Below are 19,204 nucleotides of genomic sequence, written 5' to 3' on the forward strand. Positions count from 1 at the left end.
TTATCCAGCGGCTGTAAGGTCCGCCGATGGCTTGGACCGCTCGCCTCTCTTCGTTGTTGCCCTGGCGACAAGCGCCGCAGCAGGCGCAGTGCACCACGGCACTGAGCTGCGAACCCGCCCTCGAAGCCGCCATCGCCGATCTGGCACAGCAGCTCAAACAGGCCGGTCAACGGGGTCCGGCGGACCTTGGTCTGGTCTTCTGCGCCAGCGCCTATGCCAGCGATCTGCAGCGGTTCATGCCCCTGCTGAAGCAGGCCATCGGAGCCCAGCACTGGCTGGGGTGCTGCGGCGGTGGCGTGGTCGGCACCAACACCGAGGGATTGGCCCAGGAGCTGGAACACCAGCCCGCCATCAGCGTGACCCTGCTCACCCTGCCCCAGACGCAGATCGAGCTCTTCAGCCTCAACAGCGATTCCTTGCCGGATCTCGACGGATCCCGGCAGAGCTGGATCGACTGGGCCGGGGTCGACCCCAACGGCGGGCATTCCATGCTTCTGCTCCTGGATCCCACCTGTACGGCGATCAACGACGTCATCAGCGGTTTGGACTTCGCCTACCCCGAGGCCCAAAAGATCGGAGGCATTGCAGGACAACACAGCGCCCAGCACGGCTCACTCTTGATCGGCAATGACGTCGTCGATGGTGCCGTTGGCTGTTTGATCAAAGGGGACTGGCGCCTTGATCCGGTTGTCGCTCAGGGCTGCAAGCCGATCGGCCCAGTCTTTGAAATTGAGCAGGCCGAACGCAACGTGCTGCTGCGTCTCAGCCATGACGGGGAAGCCGACACGCCTGTGGCCTGCCTGCAAACAATCCTCAAGGGCCTCTCCCCAGAGGAGAAGGAGCTCGTGCGGCACTCGCTGTTTTTAGGGGTGGCCAAAACCAACTTCCAGCTGCCCAGCGATGGCGCACCGGCATCAGGGCCAGCGGTCCTGGTCCGCAACCTGATCGGCGTCGACCCACGCACCGGTTCCGTGGCGGTGGCCGAGCGGCTGCGGGTGGGGCAGCAGGTGCAGTTTCAATTGCGGGACGCCGAGACCTCCAGACAGGAACAACAGCAACTCCTGGGGCAACAGCGAAGCCGCAACGCCGAGCCAATGGCCGCACTGCTCTTTGCCTGCCTGGGCCGAGGCGAGGGGCTCTACGGCGGCCCCAATGGCGATGTGGACGGTTGCCGTGAACAATTCCCTGATGTGCCCATCAGCGGTGCCTTCTGCAACGGCGAGATTGGCCCGGTCGCCGGTGCAACCCACCTGCATGGCTACACCGCCAGCTGGGGCTTTCTGGTGCCGAACACTCCCTGACTTCCGATGGTGCGCCAACACGTCAACCCGCTGAGCCGCTTCTTCCAGTTGCCGCTGGAGCTGCCCCCACCCCAGGAGCTGTTCTGCGATCCAGGCCGACCAGTGCACCTCGACATTGGCTGTGCTCGGGGCCGCTTTCTCCTGGCACTGGCCCAGCAGCAACCCGAGCTCAACCACCTGGGGGTCGAGATCCGGCGCGCCCTGGTGGCCGCAGCGGAAGCGGACCGTCAGCAGCTCGGCCTTGGCAATCTGCACTACCTCTTCTGCAACGCCAACATCAGCGTTGAGGGTTGGCTGACGGCATTGGCTCCGGGTCAGTTGGATCTGGTCTCCATCCAATTCCCCGATCCCTGGTTCAAAAAAAGGCACCACAAGCGACGGGTCCTGCAGCCTGCGCTGCTGCTGGCCATCGCCGCGGCCCTGGAGCCGGGTAAGCGGCTCTTTATGCAGAGCGACATTTTGGACGTCATCGAACCGATGGTCGCCGTCACCGAAGCGAGCGGCTGCTTCAGCCGACCGGCAATTGACGCCCGCCCCTGGCGGGCAACCAACCCCCTGCCCGTGCCAACCGAGCGGGAGACCTACGTCCTCGAGCAAGGGCTACCGGTCTACCGAGTGCTCTATGAACGCAACGAAACGCCGTTGCCGAGCCTCCAAGAGCTGGAGCAACAGCTCGAAGCCGCCGATAATCCCGAGACATCAACCCACCCCTCGGCATGAGCGCAGGATCGGCGCCATCCACCCCCTGGCTGTTGCGTTGGCAGGGGATCTTGGGCGACGCCAGCGAGGGGCCCCTGGGATCACGGTTGAGCCTGATCGCCGGAAGCGTGCTCTGCGTGCTGCTGGCCGCAATGCCCTTCGTCACGCGGGCAGGCCTCAGCCTGCTGATCCTCGCGTCGGGATTGCTCTGGCTGGTCTGGTCGCTCTGCCTCCCCGCCGGTCGCATCGGCCGCATCAGCGGTTGGCTCCTGCTGATGCTCGGCATCGCCGTTCTGGCCACAGGGTTTTCAACGGTCACCCCAGCCGCGTTCAAAGGTCTGCTGAAGCTGATCAGCTATCTGGGGGTCTACGCCCTACTGCGGCAGCTGCTCGAGCAGGCGCCGCTCTGGTGGGATCGGCTCGTGGCAGCCCTCTTGGGGGGTGAGCTGCTCAGCAGCGTCCTCGCCATACGGCAGCTCTATGGCGACACCAGTGAGCTGGCCCGCTGGGCCGATCCCAACTCCGTCGCCGACGGAACGATCCGGGTCTACGGCCCTCTGGAGAACCCGAATCTGCTGGCGGGCTACCTGATCCCGATCCTGCCCATTGCCTTGATCGCTCTGCTGCGCTGGCGCTCATGGCCCCAGCGCCTCTTTGCCGCCAGTGCCCTGCTCTTGGGCTGTAGCGCCCTCTTCCTCAGCTACAGCCGGGGCGGCTGGCTTGGAATGGTGGCAGCCCTTGGGGCCGCGGTGCTGCTGCTGGTGCTGCGGCAAACGCGCCATTGGCCGCCCCTCTGGCGCCGCCTCTTCCCCTTGCTGCTGATCGCGGCAGCCGTCTGCGTGCTGGTGATCGCCGTGACGCAAATCGAGCCCCTACGGATCCGGGTCATGAGCCTCGCGGCAGGCCGCGGGGATAGCTCCAACAACTTCCGCATCAACGTCTGGCTCGCCGCCATCGAGATGATCCAGGAGCGGCCCTGGCTGGGGATCGGCCCCGGCAACAGCGCCTTCAACCTGATTTATCCCCTCTATCAACAGCCGAAGTTCAACGCCCTGAGCGCCTACTCGGTGCCGCTTGAGCTGCTGGTGGAAGGAGGCATCCCCAATCTCATCGCGGCCCTCGGCCTGCTCTTCGCCAGCCTCAGGGCTGGCCTGAGCCAACTCAAAGGCGAGTCCAACTGGGCCCTGCCGGCCCTGGCCGCGGTGGCCGCCATCGCTGGCCTCTGCGTCCAGGGCGCGACCGACACGATCTTCTTCCGGCCCGAAGTCCAACTCACCGGCTGGTTCTGCCTGGCAACCTTGAGTGCCAGCAGCAGCGATGGCTGAAGGGCAGCTGCTCGCTGGCTTTGATGCCGGACAAACCCACACCAGCTGCAAACTGGCTCGACTGACGAGCACGGGAGCGCTGATCCCCATCGCCCTGGGCCAGGGTCCGGGGGTTCGCCATCTGGCCGCACCAGGCGGTGAGGCCTGTTTCCAAGATGCTCTCCAAACGAGCCTGCGCGATGGGCTGATGCAGGCCGGGCTGGGCGGCGAGCAGCCCCTCGCCGCAGCCGGAGTGGGGGCCAGCGGCATTGAGAGGGGCAGCGCCGTCCAAAGCCAAGGGGAGGCATTGGCAGCAGCCGCCCTAAAGCTTCCCCAGCCCGCTGTTCAAGTCAGCGGTGATGAGCACACCGCCCTGCTGGGCGCCCATGGCGAAGCCGCTGGCGTGCTCGTCATCAGTGGCACGGGCTGCATTGCACTAGGGCAAACGAGCTCCGGGCACTGGCATCGCACGGGTGGCTGGGGCTGGCTGCTGGATGGGGCGGGCTCCGCGATGGATCTGGGCCGGGACGGCTTAGCGATCAGCGTGCAGATGGCCGATGGACGGCTGAGCGAGACCTCCCTCAAGCACCAGCTCTGGCAAGCCCTCGGGGTCAGCACCCCGCAAGAGCTCAAGGCCGCCGTCGTAGCCGAAGGGTTTGGCGCGGCCGGCTTTGCCCGGCTAGCTCCCGTGGTGGACGCCTGCGCCGCAGGCGGCGATGACCACGCCCAACGCATCGTTGAACGTTCAGCGCTGGCCCTCAGCCAGATGGTGCGCACCATTGCCTCCACCCTCGAGCTGCAAGCTCCGCGGGTCTGTTGCAGCGGCGGCGCGCTCACACACTTGGGGACACTGCGCCGCGCCTTCGCCGCGGACCTCGAGCAACGCTGCCCCGGTGCTGCCTTGGTGGCCCCCAAGGGCGATGCCTGTGATGGCGCCCTGCAAATGGCCGTTCAGGCGGCGTTGAGGTGCTGATCGGCGAGTTCCGCCAACTGGCGACTCCAATGGTCGACATCAGCCTGCTCAGCCGCCTCCACCATCACCCGAAGCAACGGCTCGGTACCGCTGGCCCGCACCAACACACGCCCAGTACCGTCCATCGCCGCTTCCGCAACCTGCACAGCCTCAAGCAGCGGCGCGCAGCTCTCCCAACCGGTGCGCCTGCTGCGATCCGGAACGGTGACATTCACCAGCTTCTGGGGATAGGGCTGGAAGCTGCCATCGAGCCAGTCGCTCAGGGAACCCCCCTGGGCCTGAATCAATCGCGCCACCTGCAGCGCCGTTAGCAGACCATCACCACTCATGCCGTGGCGGGCCGAGAGGATGTGACCGGATTGTTCACCGCCCAGGGACGCGCCGAGTTGCTCCATGGCGGCATGCACGTATTGATCACCGACGGCAGTGCGCTCCAGCACGCCACCTCGCGCTTGCCACGCACGCTCAAAGCCGAGGTTGCTCATCACCGTCGCGACGATCCGGTTGTCCGGAAGGGCCCCCTCGGCCATCAGGGCCAGGCCCCAGAGGTAGAGGATCTGGTCACCATCGACGACCCGACCACGGCCATCGACCGCGAGCATCCGATCGGCATCGCCATCAAAGGCAAAACCCATGGCCGCCCCCTGGGCGATCACCTCCGCCTGGAGAGCCTCGAGATGGGTGCTGCCGCAGCCCTGGTTAATCCGGGTCCCATCGGGCTGGCCATGGAGCACCGTGACCTCAGCGCCCAGCTCACGAAAGACGCGTTCACCGCAGCTGGTCGCCGAACCCCAGCAAAGATCCAGCACCACCTTGGCGCCATCCAGCCGAGCTGAACCCACGCTCTCCAGCAGGCGTTGGCGGTAGTCGTTCAGCAGATCCGGGCGGTGCACAAGCCGTCCATTGGCACTGAAGCCGCCCAGCACATCGCCACTGCCATGCAGGCCCGCTTCGATCTCGGCCTGCTGCTGCTTGGCCAACTTGGCCCCGCAGGCTCCAAAGACTTTGATGCCGTTGTCATGGGGCGGGTTATGGCTGGCCGACACCATCAGGCCGCCACTGGCTCCGAGCTGACGAATGGCGCCGGGAACGGCAGGCGTGGGACACAGGCCGATATCCAACACCTCACGGCCCGCTGCGGTCAGCCCAGCAGCCAAGGCGGCCACCAACATCGGTCCGCTACTGCGGGAATCCATTCCCAACACGACCGGACCACCGGCAGGGAGGACCCGACCGCACCAGTAGCCAACCTGCAGGGCCAGGGCGGGCGTGATCACCTGCCCAACCCGGCCGCGGATGCCATCGGTTCCAAAACTCGCCGTACCAGACGGGAATGGCGCCCCAAGCGGAGACATGGCGAGCTGATGGATCAAGGCTCGCGGCAGGTTACGCCGGGTTTGCGATGCAAGCGGAGCGCATCTCACCAAGAATGCGCAGAGTTATCCCACTGCTTTGGCCCAGCGCCCCCGTTCCGCTGAAGGACGCCAAAGCCTTCTGGGCACAGCACTGCTGGGTCTCTGCTGCCTGGGAACGGGCGTCGCCCTGGCTGCCGGACGGCAACTTCTGGTGCAGCTGGCTCCGCCCCTCACCCCCAACAGCAGCCCAGCCGAGCTGACCCGCAGCCGCAAACACAGCCTCGATCCAGACCGGCGAAGGGATGCGGCACTGCTGCTGAGCGCTCAAGCCAAGAGCAGCCCTGAGGATCGGCGCCATTGGCTCCAGGGCCAGGGCTGGGGCAACCGCGGCAGCAACAAGGTGCTGGCGGCGATCAGCCTCAAACGCGCGGCCCTCGCAGCCCAAGCGAGTGGACGTCCCCAGGAAGCCCAGGCCCTCTGGGCAGAACTGCTGCGGCGCTTTCCGCGGGAACCCGCCAGTGCCGATGCCCTCTATGCCCTGGGCCGGCAGCAACCCAAGTTGCGGCTGACGCTGCTGGAGCGCTTTGCCGCCCACCCGGCGGCCCTGGCGGCAGCCCTCGAAGCAGGCGATGCCCTGCACCTCGCCCGCTGGGGTGCCCGCTGGCCCGGAGCCGAAGCGCTCCTGCTGCAAACCTGCGAGACCCGTGCCGCTGCGCTCAGCGCCGAAGACAAGCAGCTACTTGCCGCGGGGCTCGCGCAACTGGGACGGAGTGAAGCCGCCCTGCGCTGCCTTGGGGACACGCCCGCCACAGCAGAACTACAGCTGCGCCTGGCTCAAACCCTGCTGCGGGGGAACCGCGCGCAACAAACGCAGGCCGAAGACTGGCTCTTGCGCATCGCCCAGAGCGAAGGCCCGCAGGGTGCAGAGGCAGCACGCCTCTTGGCGCAATCTCCGGCAGCAGGAGCGGTTGAACGGCTCCAACAACTGCCGCCAACCCTCCAGGACAGCGCCCCCGTGCAGGCTCGCCTTGCCGAAGCGGGACAGGTCGATCCGGCCACCGTGCTCAGCCGCTGGCCCAATGACCCAGCCAGCTGGGAACTCCAGTGGAGCGAGGCGCGCAAGGCCTTGCTGCACCGGGACTGGCGCCAAGCGAGTCGCTGGCTCAGCCAACTGGAGAGCGCCAACCTGCCCGCACCACTAGCGGCGCGCCAGTTGTTCTGGCGCGGCTGGAGTGCCCAGCAGCAGGGGGACCAGGCGAGCGCAGAGCAGTTCTGGCGGCAAACCCAAAGGAGCCAACCCCTGGGCTACTACAGCTGGCGGGCCAGCGAACGCCTGGGACAGTCCCACCAGGAACTCAGCAGCACAGAGCCGATTCAGCCCTGGCAACCCCTGACCAGTGGTGACACACGCATCGATGCCCTTTGGCAGCGGGGGCAGGCACTGGAGGCCTGGGAAAGCTGGCGCACCAAGCAAGGGGGCAGGTCCCCCAGCCGACCTGAGGAGTTTCTGATCGAAGGTCGACTGCGCACGGCAATCGGCGATGACTGGACCGGACTCGGACAACTCGAGCGGGCCAGCTTTCGCCTGCCCCAGATCGGCTGCCGGGGACAACTTGATCGGGAACGGCAGCTGCACCCCCGGCGTTTTGGCGCAGAACTGGGCACCGCCAGTGAAGCGACGGGTGTCGATCTCGCCCTCTTGCTGGCGGTCGCCAAGCAGGAATCCCGCTTCAGCCCAAGTGTGCGCTCAGGGGCTGGAGCCAGTGGCCTGCTGCAACTGATGCCAGCCACCGCCAGCGAACTAGCGGGCGAACCCCTGGACCATCAGGCCCTGATCGATCCAGCCCGCAACGCAGCCCTGGGGGCGGCCTACCTCAAACAACTGCTCAGCAGCACCGGGGGCAACCTGTTCCAAACCATCGCCAGCTACAACGCTGGCCCCGGTGCCGTCGCCAGTTGGCTCAACTCTCGGGGCTTTGATCTGCAGCGCGAACCGGAGCTCTGGACCGAGGCCATCCCCTACCCCGAAACCCGGCTGTACACCAAAAAAGTGCTCGGCAACTACTGGAGTTATCGGCGGCTCGCAGAGAGCGCCGAGACCCTCTGCCGCTGATGCCGGCCCCTAAGCAAAGACAAACCCGAGGTGGGCATAGAGGGAGCGGCCCACCAGGATTCCCGCCAGGACCCAACTGCAGAGCACAAAGGCTCCGAGCAGGGGCGCCGGTGCAATCCGAAGCCGGGTGAGATCAAGCCGGGCGAGCAAGACCGCCGAGGCCAAGACCAACACCTCAGAGAGCACCGCCAAGTGCAGGAGGTAAAGGCCCCCGGTGATCACCACCAGCAAGGTCACCACCAGGGTCAGCGCCTTACTGGCCGCCATCAACTGCGAGAGCTCCCGCAGAAGCAGATCGGGCATGGTGCAGAGCACCACCACCAGCAGCGCCTGCATGCACTGGAGCGGCCAGAACCAAGGGCCCGCGAACTCCTGCTGCACCGGCGTGCTGGCCTGGGTCAGCAACTGCGGAGACACATCAGCCCAGTGCAATCCCATGAAGGCGCTGACGGCAAAAAGCACCAGCAACATCGGTGCCCGCAGGGGCAGGACCAGGAAGCGAAGAACAGCAGTCACAGGGCGCATGGACAGGCGCATCACTGGGCAGCGCCCACAGCTTGATCCAACACCAGGGCGATCGCTTCAAACGGACACGAGGGGATGCATTGCTCGCAGACCAGGCAGCGCTGCGCGTTGAACTCCAGTCGCCAGTGGGGAGCGGTGAAACTCAGGGCGCCACTCGGGCAAACGCTGCTGCAGATGCCGCAGTCCACACAACGCTGGGGATCAATCGCGATCTCACCGGAGGCCCGGTTCAAGCCCAGACCTTGCCCCTCCAACCACTGCTCAGCGGCATCGAGATCATCGATGTCACCCGAGAGCTCCACCACCATTGTTCCGCTCTGGTTCGGAGCGATCTGCGCCCGCAGGATCTTGGCGGCGATATCAAATTCGACCGCCAGGCGATAGGTGATCGGCTGATGCACCGCCTCCCGCGGGAAGTGAAGGGTGATGCGGCGTTTCAAGGGCGCAACTCATCCACCGTCAGGGTATCGACGCGGAATGGGAACAGCCCTGGCAGATTGGCGCCAAGCATCAACACACCACCTGTGGACAGCAACACGGCAGCCCTGGGACGGCGCGAGCGCATGCTGCTGGCTGCAGTGGCCGCCCTTCTGGCCCTAGGGCTCTTCCTTCTGCGCGGCGGGCTCTCACCGGCGGCGCCCCTGGAGAAGCTGGCCCGCCAGTCGCTGGAGCCCGCCGTTGCCCTCAGCAATGGCCGGCCCAGCGTGGTCGAGTTCTACGCGGACTGGTGTGAGGCCTGCCAAGCCATGGCCCCAGCGATGGAGAAAGTCGAGAGCCAACACCACGATCAACTCGATGTGGTGCTGCTGAACGTCGACAACCCCCGCTGGCAACCGGAGGTGGATCGCTACGACGTCAACGGCATCCCGCAGCTGGAATTCTTCGATGCCAGTGGCACCCGCGTGGGCCGCGCCGTCGGCGCCCGCAGCCAAAGCGAATTGGAAGCCCTGACTGAAGCCTTGGTGGCAGGCACCCCCTTACCGGCCATGGCGGGTGTCGCCGAGACCAGCGTCCTGCCCCAAGTGGAGGCGACCACCATGGCAGGCCCCCGCAGCCACAGCTGAGTCCCCCAAAGCCCGTTACCCTGCAGCACCAGCTCCCCACGCCATCGCCCGCCCATGAAACGCTTTCGGGTTGAGCTGATTGCAGCGACCCCCAACCCCCAGCAGTGCGTCTATGCAGGGATGCACCAGGACTACAGCGAAGGGTTTGTGGCGGCCGATCGCGCCGAGTGGCCCGATGAGACCAAGGCTGGCGAGATCTGCGTCAAACGTCTCCTAGCTGGTGAGCGCGGTCACTACGGTCCGCTGGAGCACGCCCAGATCGTGCTGAACGTGGGCTGGTTCCCCCACTCCGTGATGCAGCAGGCCCGCACCCACCGGGTGGGCGTGAGCTTTGACGTCCAATCCATGCGCTACACCGGCGAGCGCATCTGCCGGGCGGCCAACGGCGAGCTGGAACTCGAAGAGGTCTTCTACCTGCGCCCCGAAGGGCAGTACAGCGATCGGCAAGGCAAGAAGTACACCTACAGCGCAGACGAGCGCGCCAAGGATCTCGCCCTCTGCCAAGTCGCCGCCGAGCGCTATCGCGACATGCTCGCGGCGGGGTTCGCCGAGGAGCATGCCCGGGGCATCCTTCCCTTCGATTACCGCCAGCACTTCGTTGTGAGCTTCTCGCTGCGGGCGTTCCTGCACTTCATGGACCTGCGCGCCAAGCTCGATGCCCAGGAGGAAATCCGGGTGCTCTGCGATCTGATGTGGCCCCACCTCCAGGCCTGGGCCCCAGAGATCGCGGCTTGGTACGAGAAGACCCGCCTGCACAAGGCGCGCCTGGCCCCTTAGGGCTCAGACCTTGGCCAAGGTGACCCGCTCGGGCTGGTGCTGGTACTTGCCAGCCCGGTCCTTGTAGGTCGTCTCGCAGGGATCACCCTCGAAGAAGAGCAGCTGGCAAATGCCCTCATTGGCATAGATGCGGCAGTCCGCTCCGGAGGAATTGCTGAACTCCAGGGTCAGGTGACCTTCCCAACTGGCCTCAGCTGGGGTGGTGTTGACGATGATCCCCAGGCGGGCATAGGTGCTCTTGCCCAGGCAAATCACGGTGATGTTGGGAGGGACGCACATCTTCTCGAGCGCCACACCCAAGCCGTAGGAGTGGGCCGGGAGGATGAAGTACGAGCCGTCCTCGTCCTCGTGCAGGGGCACCGGCTCCAGGTTGGCGGGGTTGAAGCGCTTGGGATTCATGATCGTTCCGGGGACGTGCCGGAAGATCAGGAACTCCTGCGGGGAGAGACGCAGGTCGTAGCCGTAGGACGAGCAGCCAAAGCTGAGGACGGGCTTTTCGCTGTTCTCCGGATCGAGATGGCGAACCAGCTGTGGCTGAAAGGGCTCGAGCATGCCCAAGGCGGCCTGCTCGTTGATCCAACGGTCGTTTTTGAGCATCAGAAACCTCGGCGCAGCTGGGTGACCTGATCGGCCATGGCCAACAGAGCGGTGGGCATGGAGGGCCCCGTCAGGATCACATCCAGGTGGGACGGCCGCTGCTCCAGGGCTGAAACGACCTCCGCCTCGGACAGGTAGCCCAATTCGACGGCCAGGCCCAACTCATCGAGCACCAACTGATCCAGCTGACCGCTCAGAAACTGCTCACGGGTGTACGCCCAGATCTCGCGCACAGCCTCGACATCGGCCTGGGAGGCCGGCACAGGCTCAGAGAGGCAACCCGCCACGGCTGGCCTCAGCCACTGAAGGCGGCCACAGAGCCACACACTGCGCTCCAGACCCTGATCGACCCCACCTTTGAGGAATTGGCTCACCAGAACGCGGCTACCAAGCCCGGCACTGCGCAGGGCCTGACTGAACACCCCACTGAAGCTGCCGCGGAAGGGAGCGGTGTGCACCTGGAGCTGACCCTCCTGCTGAGCTGCCAGGCGCACGCTGCGAGCGGGGGCCGACGCCGGGACCACAGCCAACGGACGCAGGTGTCCAGCACGGGGCGTGGCTGCAATGCTGGCCGTCATCGAGTGCATGGCTGCCGCTTGGGATCCTGAATGTAGCGGCGTTAGGCCGTCCGGCAAGCAACAAGCACTACCTGTAGTGCAAACACCCGTACCATCGAGGCACTGAGCCAGCCCGCGATGAGCAGCACCCAACCCAGGCGGGACGGCCGCAGCGCAACGGACCTGCGCAGCACCCGCTTCGCTTGGGATCCGATGGGCTTCGCCCTGAGTTCCGTCACGGTGTACACGGGCAACACGGCTGTGATCTGCAGCGTTTGCTTAGAGGAGGGTGTTCCGAAGTGGCGTAAAGGCTCCGGCAAGGGCTGGCTGAGCGCCGACTACCGGCTGCTTCCCGCCAGCACCCCCAGCCGGCAGCCACGGGAGCTGATGAAGCTTTCCGGTCGGACCCAAGAAATCCAACGCCTCATCGCCCGCAGCCTCAGGGCCTGCCTTGATTTGGAGGTTCTGGGGGAGCGGACCCTGCAAATCGACTGTGACGTCCTCCAAGCCGATGCCGGCACCCGCACCGCCAGCATCACTGGAGCCTGGGCCGCCTTAGCCCTCGGCCTGCAACGCCTGGAGCAGCGCGGAGTGCTGGAACGATCGCCCCTGGTGGGGCAGGTGGCGGCGGTTTCCGTTGGCCTCGTGGATGGCGCCGCACTCCTCGATCTCGACTACAGCGAGGACAGCCAAGCAGAGGTCGATCTGAACGTGGTGATGAATCAAGAGCAACATTTGCTCGAAATTCAAGGCACCGCGGAGGGCGCACCCTTCAGTCGCCAACAGCTTTCCGGTCTGGTTGACCTAGCGGAAAGCGGCATCGATCAACTGATGCAGGCCCAGAAGCAGGCCTTGGCAGAGGCAGCAAATTAGTTTCAATGGCTACAGGGCGGCCCTGGACTGATCCGTAGGTTCCAAGCAACTCAGTCGCGCTGACATGGTCGTGGCAACGCAAGGATTCAGCCGCTACTCCCCTAGCCCTACGACCGGTACGTCAGTGATCGCACCGATCGCGGGCAGTCCGCTGCCACCCAATGCCACGCTTCTGGATGTCATCCGGGGCCTGAGCGGTAGCACCACCGAGATCGTTGAGCGGGGCAAAACAATCTTTTTCCCCGGCGACCCCGCCGAAAAGGTTTATCTGCTGAAGCGGGGTGCGGTCCGGCTCTCCAGGGTCTACGAATCCGGCGAGGAAATCACCGTGGCACTGCTGCGGGAGAACAGCCTGTTCGGTGTGCTGTCTCTACTCACGGGCCAGCGTTCAGACCGCTTCTATCACTCGATTGCCTTTACTCGCGTCGAGCTGGTGACGGCTCCCGCAACCTCCGTCCGCAAAGCGATCGAACAGGACCCGGCGGTTGGTCTATTGCTTCTTCAGGGTCTCTCCTCTCGGATTCTTCAAACCGAGACCATGATCGAAACCCTCACCCACCGCGACATGTCCTCGCGACTGGTGAGCTTCCTGCTGGTGCTCTGCCGCGACTTTGGAGTGCCCAGCAGCGAAGGGATCACGATCGACCTTCGCCTGTCCCACCAGGCCATTGCCGAAGCAATCGGATCGACCCGCGTCACGATCACCCGACTCTTGGGCGACCTCCGCAACGACGGGCTGGTGCAAATCGACCGCAAGAAGATCACCGTCTTCGATCCGTTGGCCCTCGCCAAACGCTTCAGCTAAACGGCTGAACTGGTGGCCGATCCCAGCTGCGTTCCAAGCCACCGCAACCGATACTGACCGTCGTCGCACAACGTCGTGTCCGGCTGGATCCTGATCCTGGCGTTGCTGATCCTCGGGGGAGTGCTCTCCACCCTGGGGGATCGCTTGGGATCCAAGGTCGGCAAGGCGCGGCTGAGCTTGTTCCGGTTGCGGCCCAAGAAAACCGCCGTAGTGATCACGGTGCTGACCGGCAGCTTGATCAGTGCCATCTCCCTTGGGCTGATGCTGCTCGTCAGTGATCGCTTGCGCACGGGGCTCTTTGAACTCGATCAGATCGAACAGCGCCTACGGGACAGCCGCGATGCCCTGAGCTCAAGTCGCCAGGACCTGGCCCAAAGTCGCAACGCCCTGCGCAGCGCAGAGAACGAGCGCAGCGAGGCCCAACGCCAACTCAAGGTGGTGGCCGAGCAGGCCAGCCGGCTGCAGAAGGAACTGGCTCCCCTGATGGAGCAACGCAAACAACTGGAGGCCGAGCGCGACCGCCTCAGCCGTGACATCGCCGCGAAGGATTCCGATCTCCAGCGCAACCGCACTGAGCTCGCCAAGCTCAACAGCAAGATCAAAAGCAGCAGCCAAGAGCTCGAGCGTCTCGAACGCAACCTGATTGCCCTACGTCAGGGTGATGTGGTGATCAGCAGTGGCCAAATCCTGGAGGTGGCCAAGGTGCGGATCGAGAAGCCCAGCCAGGCCCGAGACGTGATCCACGCCCTGCTGCAGCGCACGAATTTGAACGTTTACCAGCGCGTGCTGCCAGGCGAAACACCGAACCGTCAAATCCTGTTGGTGCCGCGCAGCGACATCAGCAAATTGGAGACCACCCTCAGCAAACGCGGCGAGTGGGTCGTGAGTCTGATCTCAGCGGCCAATGTGCTCAAAGGGGAGCGTCAGGTCGTGGCATTCCCGGATGTCAGACCCAACAAACGGGTGGTGCGTAGTGGAGAACAACTGGCCACCACCGTGCTGGAGGCCGATGAGCGCTCCCCAGACCAGGTGCGTAGCCGTCTGAACCTCCTCCTCGCCGCAGCCTTTACCCGAGCCCAACGCCAAGGGGCCCTGGCCAACGGCCTGCAATTTGACCCGGCACGCCTCAATCAACTGGCTGAGGCCCTGGTCAACCGCCCCCTGGGCGAGACCGCCAAGCTCGAAGCCATCTCCAGAGGCAACAGTGATCTGGCCGACCCGATTGCCGTGGACATTCGCTGGCAGCGCCCGCAATGACTTGGATCGGACTCGATCCCGGCCGCAGCAAATGCGGCTTGGTGCGCTCTGACCACAGCACAGGCCAGATCGAGGTTGCCGCCGTGCTCTCCCCGGAAGAGTGCTTCAAGCAGATTGCGATCTGGCGAGAACGTCCGGGTCTTGAGGGTGTTGTGCTCGGCGATGGCACGGGCAGCAAGCACTGGCAGCGGCAACTCAACGACCTGGGCCTGGCTATCCAGCTCATCCCTGAAGCGGGAACCACCCTGGCCGCACGAGCCCGCTACTGGCAGCTGGAGCCCCCCAGGGGCTGGCGGCGAATGCTCCCCGAGGGCCTGAGGTTGCCCCCACGGGACTACGACGATGTCGTGGCTCAACTGCTGCTGGAGCGCCATTGGAGAACGGAGCTCAAGCGGGAACCTGGCTTGGTCGTCTTGCGCCAGCTCGCTGCCTAAAACCTGGCCCGCACGCTGAAGGCGTAGTCCCCACCCGCCTCCAGCTGGTAGTCGGTTTTCAACAGGAAGCGCAGCAACGCGTCCTGGATCAAGGCCCGGCCGAGGGAAGGTTCCACCTGCAGCTCGCCGCGGTCAAAGAACCAGGCGAACGTCCACTCGAACCCTCCAGCGCTGACCTCGCCCTCCAGCACCCGCTGGCTAAAGCTTTGGCGCAGCACCCGCAATTGCGCCGTTGTCGTGGGGAGGCGACTCACGCGGACTCAGGCAGTGGGTTGCTCGACCAGCTTGGCGGCAGAGGGAGCAACAAAACCGTTGAGCCTGTTACCAGCCCGCTCAAACCCCAGGCGCTGAATCAGATCCAGACCAGCCAAGACCTCATCGATGACCTCCTCGAGCACCGGCTGTTCGGCGACGGCAAAGCGGCCGAGGACGTGGCCGACAGTGCGCTGCTTACGCTCCACCGGATTCAAGGCCGGAGCGCCAATCCCGATGCGCAAGCGGGGGAACTCTTGGCCGCCGAGATGGGCAATGGTGCTGCGCAGACCGTTGTGGCCGCCAGCACCACCCGAGAGCCGCAGGCGCAAGCGACCGAGGGGGAGATCCATGTCGTCCACCAGGATCAGCATCTGGTTGGGCTCGAAGCCAAACCAATCGAGCGCAGCACGAATCGAACGACCGCTGTCGTTCATGTAGGTCTGAGGCATCAACAGACGCAGGCGTTCAGCACCTTGTCCAACCTCCGCGGCGAGGGCGTGGAGCTTGGACTGCTGCTTAAAGCTGCTGTTTTGACGCTTGGCCAGCTGCTCCAGCGCCATAAATCCGACGTTGTGGCGGGTTCCGGCGTACTTCTCGCCCGGGTTCCCTAAACCAACAACAAGACTCAGGGGAGTCATGGAGTCCTTCAACCGGCCGCTTGCTCGTCGTCGGCCTTGAGTTGAGGCTGGGGCTCAGTAGAAGCCTGGGTGACTTCCGCTTCCACCGTGTCGACCGCCTTTCGAAACTCCTGCTCGAATTCCTTCGAGGCGGACTGAAAACCCTTCAGGGTTTTTCCAAGGGTGCGGCCTAATTCAGGTAGGCGCTTGGGACCGAACACCAAGAGACCCACGGCGGCAATCACCGCCATCTCAGGCAATCCGATCCCAAACACGTTCATCGGATCAGCCGATGCCGTTCCAGTTGACGGTGATGCCGTCGAGGATCAGGGACTTGTTATACAGCTGGAGGATCACCAGCAGGAACACCAGGAACAGGGCCATGAACACGCCCATCACGGGGGTCGTGCCCCAGCCGGGCACAACCTTGCCGTACTCGGAGTTCAGGGGGCGAAGCAGATCTCCCAGGCGGGTGCGTTGAGCCATGTCGGGCTGTGCTCTCTGGCAAGGAGTAGGTCTCGTTACTGTAAGGGGCCTGGCCGCCTGAGCGGCTGGCCCCGTCGAGAGTTGTGATGGAAACCACCTCCCCAGCCATATCCGTGGCACTGGCCGTCTTGGCTGTGCTGCTGGGCCTCACCGGCTTCGGGATCTACACCGCCTTTGGTCCTCCGTCGAAGCAGCTCAGCGACCCCTTTGACGACCACGACGACTAAACCAGCTCTAATGCGACGACCTGCCAGGGCTTGAGCACAAGAGCTCCGCTCTGCCAGGTCTCAGCATTCCCCCGGCGCCAACGCCGTGGCGAGTCCAGCGTCCAGCTCTGTCGCTGAGGGCTGAGGTTCTGCAGCCTCAGCGCCAGCTGCCCTGGGCTTGAGCCGGGCCTGCAGCTGAGCACGCGGATCTGGGGATTGGCTGGACCGATGCCCTCCATCAAGTCGATCGGAGCGGAGACCTCTGCCTGCTGGGCCGCCTTTTGGGCCGGGCGAATCCATAGCGGTTCTCGAAAACGCTGCGCCAAACGAGGCACCCCGGCCGACGCCCACCCGGCTGCACAAGGGACCAACGCGAGCCGAAGCCGTTGATGTCCGTTATCGGCCGAGGGGTCAGGCCAGGTGGGTGCTCTAAGCAAGGAGACCCCCAGCTGATCGGGGGTGGCGGAGACGCCCTGGGGCCCATCCAGCAGCACCGCCAGACCACCCGCTCCAGCCTTCGCCTGACTGGCCAGCCAACTGATGGCCGTCACTTCCCAGCGCGCCTGCTCCCTAGGCGTCAGGGCCTGGGCCGGCCGCTCGAGCACCCCCGCAGAGGTGTCCGCGGCATAGCGCTGAGCAACCTGCGCCAAGGGCAACTCCAGGCGCAAGAGCTCATGGTGCTGGCGCCAATCGACCGTCAAAGCCAGCTCCAGATACGGCGAGGCGGCCCGCAGCTGAATGTCGAGTCGAAGCGTGCTTTGGCCGCAGCGGCCGCGCATGACAAAGCGGCAACAGAGCGGTCCCTGCTCAACCAGTTCCGGTGCTCCCTGCCAGGTCAAGGGCAGTGGCTGCTCGCGGTATTCCGCCGCAATGTCCCAGGCATCCCAAAACTCGCCCTGATCACTCCAACGGCGCCATTGCAAAGGGCCTGAGAGTTGGGGCACACCATCGGCTCCCCAGAGCTGCTGAACGCCGTCCGCCCCGATCTCGACCCGCACCAAGCCATTGTCCAAGCACCAGTGCCCAGTGCTCGCCTCGCACACAATCGGGGCTGTGATTGCAGCCGCGGCCTGCGGCAGCCAATCCGCGCGCTCAAGGGGAAGCGCCTGAACAGTCGAATCCAAGGGGAGCTGAACCCATGTCCCACCGGCTGACCGCGCCTGGCTGGGGAGCTGCTCCTGGGCCCCCTCGATGCACCAGGCGCCAGCGGGCAGGCGCAGGGTGACCCGCTCCGCAGGCTCGGGCTGGAGTTGTACCAGCCACCAAGGTTCATCTCCGCCGCGCGCGGGGAGCAGGGCCTGCAGCCCGTGGTCGCGCTGACGGGCGGCCAGGCGCCGCGCTTGGCGCCACTGCGGTTCCGCCTGCTCAAACACCTCAGGAATTGAGGTGCCCGGAAGGATGTCGTGGAACTGCTGAAACAGCAGCGTTCGCCAGTCCGCACCGGGCTGCTCGCTGCCTCGGAGGTGCAGCAGGGCCTGCACCCAATCGAGCTCCCGGAGCAGACGCTCCAGGGTTCGGTTGTGGCGCTTTTGATCCGGGCGGGTGGTTGCACAGCCGCGATGCAGTTCGAGATAGAGCTCGTCTCGCCAGACCGGCAATCGGCTCGCCAGTGGCTCCAGTCCCTCGAGATAACTGCGCAGGGTTCCGTGCTGCTGGGGGCAGGCCACGGGCTGCTGCTGCCAGAGGGCCAGCTGCTCCAGCATCTCCGCGGTTGGGCCACCGCCGTGGTCGCCAACCCCCGGGAGCCATAGGGCCTGATCCACAGCCGTCGCCGCCTGCCACTGCTGGCGGTAGGTCTCCATCCCCTGGGGATCGCCGCCCGTACCGATGGGAGCCGTCGCCAGGGCCAACAGCTCCGAGCCGTCGGCGCTGCGCCAGCGAAACAGGCGATGGGGGAAAGGGTTGCTGCTGTTCCAGGCCAACTTGTGGGTGCAGAACCAACGCACTCCGCTCAGCTGGGCGATGGCAGGAAGCCCAGCTGCGAAGCCAAAACTGTCGGGCAACCAACAGAGCTCGTGTGTCCACTGGGGGAAGCGGCTGCGGCTGTAGGCCTGACCCTCCTCGAACTGCCGCAGCAGCGAGGGGACCCCAACCAAGACGCAATCGGTTTCCACCCAGGGGCCATTGACCGGCTCAAAACGACCCTCTGCCGCGGCCACTTGCAGGCGGGCAAAGAGCGCCGGACGGTGCTGCTCCATCCAGGCGTAGAGGGCCGGGGTGGAGTGGGCGAAGTGGAGCTCCGGAAAACGCTCCATCAACGTCAGGGCCGAATCGAAGGTGCGAATCGCCGCCTGCCAGGTATCCGCCACCGGCCAGAGCCAGGCCAGATCCAAGTGGGCGTGGCCCAAGAGATGGAAACCGCCCGGGGGGCGAGCCTGGGCCATCAGCGCCAAAACGTTGGGAAGGGCCCCCTCCTCGAGCTCTGGCTGCAACGCAGCCAAGGCGTCCCCAGCAAGACGCGAGGCGCCCAGAGACAGAGCTTCGGCCGCCAGCACCCCAGAAGGGTCAGCGGGATCCGTCGGCTCCTGCTCGAGCCGGCTGTGGATCAAGGCCCCGTCGTCATGCAGCGGGGAGCGCAGCCGCAGCTCCAGCTGCAATGGCTGGCCTTCCCACCAAGGGGACGGCAGGACCCAGCGGCAGGCGCTGTCGAACAGGTCGCCCTGGTGCACCAAGGCCCCATCCGCCCAGAGCTCCACGGCATCGGCCCACCAACAGAGGGCCAGACGGGCACGCCGATCGCCGCGCTGAGCAACTTGCCAGGACTCAGGGCAGACCAGCTGCAGGCGCAGGCTGATCCATCTCCCGCCGCGCGGCCAGCACAGCAATCCACGTTGATGCCAGTCGGGGCGGTGGCATGCACCCCAGGGGTCATCCAGGGCCAAAACGCTGTCTCCATCTGGCGCCTGCACGCTCCAGAGCGGCAGCAGGTCCCAACGGGTTTGTGCCTGAAACGTTTCAATCCAGGAGCGAACAGCGCCCTCTGGCCCCTCTGACATCGGTCAACGC

At 65.3% G+C, this 19,204-nt stretch carries 22 protein-coding genes; 12 read left to right on the forward strand and 10 right to left on the reverse strand.

What is annotated here, in order from left to right; translation table 11 throughout:
* Positions 1–26: 26 nt before the first annotated feature.
* The 4 genes from LY254_RS06895 to LY254_RS06910 are packed head-to-tail and all read left to right on the forward strand — an operon-like array spanning position 27 to position 4,277.
* Positions 27–1,301, forward strand: a complete 1,275-nt coding sequence (locus tag LY254_RS06895) for an FIST N-terminal domain-containing protein (protein ID WP_247476301.1) — start codon at positions 27–29, stop codon at positions 1,299–1,301.
* Positions 1,302–1,310: 9 nt separating this feature from the next.
* On the forward strand, positions 1,311–2,021 hold the full coding sequence (gene trmB / locus LY254_RS06900; RefSeq protein WP_247479786.1) for a tRNA (guanosine(46)-N7)-methyltransferase TrmB: 711 nt from the start codon (positions 1,311–1,313) through the stop codon (positions 2,019–2,021).
* A complete protein-coding gene (locus LY254_RS06905; protein WP_247476303.1) occupies positions 2,018–3,325 on the forward strand; it encodes an IctB family putative bicarbonate transporter in 1,308 nt (435 codons plus the stop codon). Before trmB ends, LY254_RS06905 begins: the two co-directional genes overlap by 4 nt.
* Entirely contained in the window at positions 3,318–4,277 is a 960-nt protein-coding gene (locus LY254_RS06910; protein ID WP_247476304.1) for an N-acetylglucosamine kinase, read from the forward strand. The genes LY254_RS06905 and LY254_RS06910 overlap by 8 nt, the downstream gene beginning before the upstream one ends.
* On the opposite strand, the gene glmM is transcribed toward LY254_RS06910, so the two are convergent.
* The gene (gene glmM / locus LY254_RS06915) at positions 4,256–5,632 is read right to left on the reverse strand and encodes a phosphoglucosamine mutase (protein ID WP_247476305.1); all 1,377 of its coding nucleotides are present in this window, start codon (positions 5,630–5,632) and stop codon (positions 4,256–4,258) included. The two genes, LY254_RS06910 and glmM, sit on opposite strands and share 22 nt — an antisense overlap.
* 97 nt (positions 5,633–5,729) lie before the next feature.
* Between glmM and LY254_RS06920 the strand changes: the two genes are divergently transcribed.
* Positions 5,730–7,745, forward strand: coding sequence for a lytic transglycosylase domain-containing protein (locus tag LY254_RS06920; protein ID WP_247476306.1), 2,016 nt, complete (start codon positions 5,730–5,732; stop codon positions 7,743–7,745).
* 9 nt (positions 7,746–7,754) lie between these two features.
* On the opposite strand, the gene LY254_RS06925 is transcribed toward LY254_RS06920, so the two are convergent.
* Positions 7,755–8,282, reverse strand: coding sequence for a hypothetical protein (locus tag LY254_RS06925; RefSeq protein WP_247476307.1), 528 nt, complete (start codon positions 8,280–8,282; stop codon positions 7,755–7,757).
* Positions 8,282–8,710, reverse strand: coding sequence for an NIL domain-containing protein (locus LY254_RS06930; protein ID WP_010314511.1), 429 nt, complete (start codon positions 8,708–8,710; stop codon positions 8,282–8,284). The genes LY254_RS06925 and LY254_RS06930 overlap by 1 nt, the downstream gene beginning before the upstream one ends.
* A gap of 84 nt (positions 8,711–8,794) precedes the next feature.
* Here LY254_RS06930 and LY254_RS06935 point away from each other — a divergent pair, with 84 nt between their 5' ends.
* Together LY254_RS06935 and thyX are read left to right on the forward strand one after the other, a co-directional pair.
* A complete protein-coding gene (locus tag LY254_RS06935; RefSeq protein ID WP_247476308.1) occupies positions 8,795–9,334 on the forward strand; it encodes a thioredoxin domain-containing protein in 540 nt (179 codons plus the stop codon).
* Between the two features lie 54 nt (positions 9,335–9,388).
* Positions 9,389–10,111 carry an FAD-dependent thymidylate synthase gene (gene thyX, locus LY254_RS06940; RefSeq protein ID WP_247476309.1) on the forward strand — a complete coding sequence of 241 codons (723 nt, stop codon included), beginning with the start codon at positions 9,389–9,391 and terminating at the stop codon, positions 10,109–10,111.
* A 3-nt stretch (positions 10,112–10,114) separates the two neighbouring features.
* On the opposite strand, the gene dcd is transcribed toward thyX, so the two are convergent.
* Together dcd and LY254_RS06950 are read right to left on the reverse strand one after the other, a co-directional pair.
* Positions 10,115–10,708, reverse strand: coding sequence for a dCTP deaminase (dcd, locus tag LY254_RS06945; RefSeq protein WP_010314503.1), 594 nt, complete (start codon positions 10,706–10,708; stop codon positions 10,115–10,117).
* Complete coding sequence (locus tag LY254_RS06950; RefSeq protein ID WP_247476310.1) at positions 10,708–11,286, reverse strand: cob(I)yrinic acid a,c-diamide adenosyltransferase; 579 nt, start codon at positions 11,284–11,286, stop codon at positions 10,708–10,710. The genes dcd and LY254_RS06950 overlap by 1 nt, the downstream gene beginning before the upstream one ends.
* Positions 11,287–11,403: 117 nt before the next feature.
* On the opposite strand from LY254_RS06950, the gene rph reads away from it, so the two are divergent.
* From rph to LY254_RS06970, 4 genes are all read left to right on the forward strand, one after another.
* Entirely contained in the window at positions 11,404–12,138 is a 735-nt protein-coding gene (gene rph / locus LY254_RS06955) for a ribonuclease PH (RefSeq protein WP_247476311.1), read from the forward strand.
* A gap of 64 nt (positions 12,139–12,202) precedes the next feature.
* Positions 12,203–12,943 carry a global nitrogen regulator NtcA gene (ntcA, locus tag LY254_RS06960; protein WP_029626096.1) on the forward strand — a complete coding sequence of 247 codons (741 nt, stop codon included), beginning with the start codon at positions 12,203–12,205 and terminating at the stop codon, positions 12,941–12,943.
* 75 nt (positions 12,944–13,018) lie between these two features.
* Positions 13,019–14,200, forward strand: a complete 1,182-nt coding sequence (locus tag LY254_RS06965) for a DUF3084 domain-containing protein (RefSeq protein WP_247476312.1) — start codon at positions 13,019–13,021, stop codon at positions 14,198–14,200.
* Positions 14,197–14,634, forward strand: a complete 438-nt coding sequence (locus tag LY254_RS06970) for a resolvase (RefSeq protein WP_247476313.1) — start codon at positions 14,197–14,199, stop codon at positions 14,632–14,634. The genes LY254_RS06965 and LY254_RS06970 overlap by 4 nt, the downstream gene beginning before the upstream one ends.
* Here the strand turns inward: LY254_RS06970 and LY254_RS06975 are convergent.
* From LY254_RS06975 to psbH, 4 genes are read right to left on the reverse strand one after another with little or no spacing between them, the layout of a single operon-like run.
* Positions 14,631–14,888, reverse strand: coding sequence for a DUF3146 family protein (locus LY254_RS06975; protein ID WP_010314492.1), 258 nt, complete (start codon positions 14,886–14,888; stop codon positions 14,631–14,633). The genes LY254_RS06970 and LY254_RS06975 overlap by 4 nt on opposite strands.
* A gap of 6 nt (positions 14,889–14,894) precedes the next feature.
* The gene (gene pth / locus LY254_RS06980; protein WP_247476314.1) at positions 14,895–15,527 is read right to left on the reverse strand and encodes an aminoacyl-tRNA hydrolase; all 633 of its coding nucleotides are present in this window, start codon (positions 15,525–15,527) and stop codon (positions 14,895–14,897) included.
* An 8-nt stretch (positions 15,528–15,535) separates the two neighbouring features.
* The gene (locus tag LY254_RS06985; protein ID WP_247476316.1) at positions 15,536–15,787 is read right to left on the reverse strand and encodes a TatA/E family twin arginine-targeting protein translocase; all 252 of its coding nucleotides are present in this window, start codon (positions 15,785–15,787) and stop codon (positions 15,536–15,538) included.
* Positions 15,788–15,791: 4 nt separating this feature from the next.
* Complete coding sequence (gene psbH, locus LY254_RS06990; protein WP_010314489.1) at positions 15,792–15,992, reverse strand: photosystem II reaction center phosphoprotein PsbH; 201 nt, start codon at positions 15,990–15,992, stop codon at positions 15,792–15,794.
* Positions 15,993–16,078: 86 nt separating this feature from the next.
* Between psbH and psbN the strand changes: the two genes are divergently transcribed.
* Entirely contained in the window at positions 16,079–16,219 is a 141-nt protein-coding gene (psbN, locus tag LY254_RS06995; protein WP_247476317.1) for a photosystem II reaction center protein PsbN, read from the forward strand.
* Here psbN and LY254_RS07000 read toward each other — a convergent pair.
* A complete protein-coding gene (locus tag LY254_RS07000; RefSeq protein ID WP_247476319.1) occupies positions 16,216–19,194 on the reverse strand; it encodes an alpha-mannosidase in 2,979 nt (992 codons plus the stop codon). The genes psbN and LY254_RS07000 overlap by 4 nt on opposite strands.
* Positions 19,195–19,204: the final 10 nt, after the last annotated feature.

Source organism: Synechococcus sp. NB0720_010 (assembly GCF_023078835.1).
Taxonomy (GTDB): Bacteria; Cyanobacteriota; Cyanobacteriia; order PCC-6307; family Cyanobiaceae; genus Vulcanococcus.

What these genes read in the sequence shown, in the direction of transcription:
- LY254_RS06970 (WP_247476313.1), top strand. Translation starts at nt 14,197, where the DNA reads ATGACTTGGATCGGACTCGATCCCGGCCGCAGCAAATGCGGCTTGGTG.
- psbN (WP_247476317.1), top strand. Translation starts at nt 16,079, where the DNA reads ATGGAAACCACCTCCCCAGCCATATCCGTGGCACTGGCCGTCTTGGCT.
- LY254_RS06905 (WP_247476303.1), top strand. Translation starts at nt 2,018, where the DNA reads ATGAGCGCAGGATCGGCGCCATCCACCCCCTGGCTGTTGCGTTGGCAG.
- LY254_RS06950 (WP_247476310.1), bottom strand. Translation starts at nt 11,286, where the DNA reads ATGACGGCCAGCATTGCAGCCACGCCCCGTGCTGGACACCTGCGTCCG.
- pth (WP_247476314.1), bottom strand. Translation starts at nt 15,527, where the DNA reads ATGACTCCCCTGAGTCTTGTTGTTGGTTTAGGGAACCCGGGCGAGAAG.
- thyX (WP_247476309.1), top strand. Translation starts at nt 9,389, where the DNA reads ATGAAACGCTTTCGGGTTGAGCTGATTGCAGCGACCCCCAACCCCCAG.
- LY254_RS06925 (WP_247476307.1), bottom strand. Translation starts at nt 8,282, where the DNA reads ATGCGCCTGTCCATGCGCCCTGTGACTGCTGTTCTTCGCTTCCTGGTC.
- glmM (WP_247476305.1), bottom strand. Translation starts at nt 5,632, where the DNA reads ATGTCTCCGCTTGGGGCGCCATTCCCGTCTGGTACGGCGAGTTTTGGA.
- LY254_RS06895 (WP_247476301.1), top strand. Translation starts at nt 27, where the DNA reads ATGGCTTGGACCGCTCGCCTCTCTTCGTTGTTGCCCTGGCGACAAGCG.
- rph (WP_247476311.1), top strand. Translation starts at nt 11,404, where the DNA reads ATGAGCAGCACCCAACCCAGGCGGGACGGCCGCAGCGCAACGGACCTG.
- psbH (WP_010314489.1), bottom strand. Translation starts at nt 15,992, where the DNA reads ATGGCTCAACGCACCCGCCTGGGAGATCTGCTTCGCCCCCTGAACTCC.
- LY254_RS06910 (WP_247476304.1), top strand. Translation starts at nt 3,318, where the DNA reads ATGGCTGAAGGGCAGCTGCTCGCTGGCTTTGATGCCGGACAAACCCAC.
- ntcA (WP_029626096.1), top strand. Translation starts at nt 12,203, where the DNA reads ATGGTCGTGGCAACGCAAGGATTCAGCCGCTACTCCCCTAGCCCTACG.
- LY254_RS07000 (WP_247476319.1), bottom strand. Translation starts at nt 19,194, where the DNA reads ATGTCAGAGGGGCCAGAGGGCGCTGTTCGCTCCTGGATTGAAACGTTT.
- dcd (WP_010314503.1), bottom strand. Translation starts at nt 10,708, where the DNA reads ATGCTCAAAAACGACCGTTGGATCAACGAGCAGGCCGCCTTGGGCATG.
- LY254_RS06985 (WP_247476316.1), bottom strand. Translation starts at nt 15,787, where the DNA reads ATGAACGTGTTTGGGATCGGATTGCCTGAGATGGCGGTGATTGCCGCC.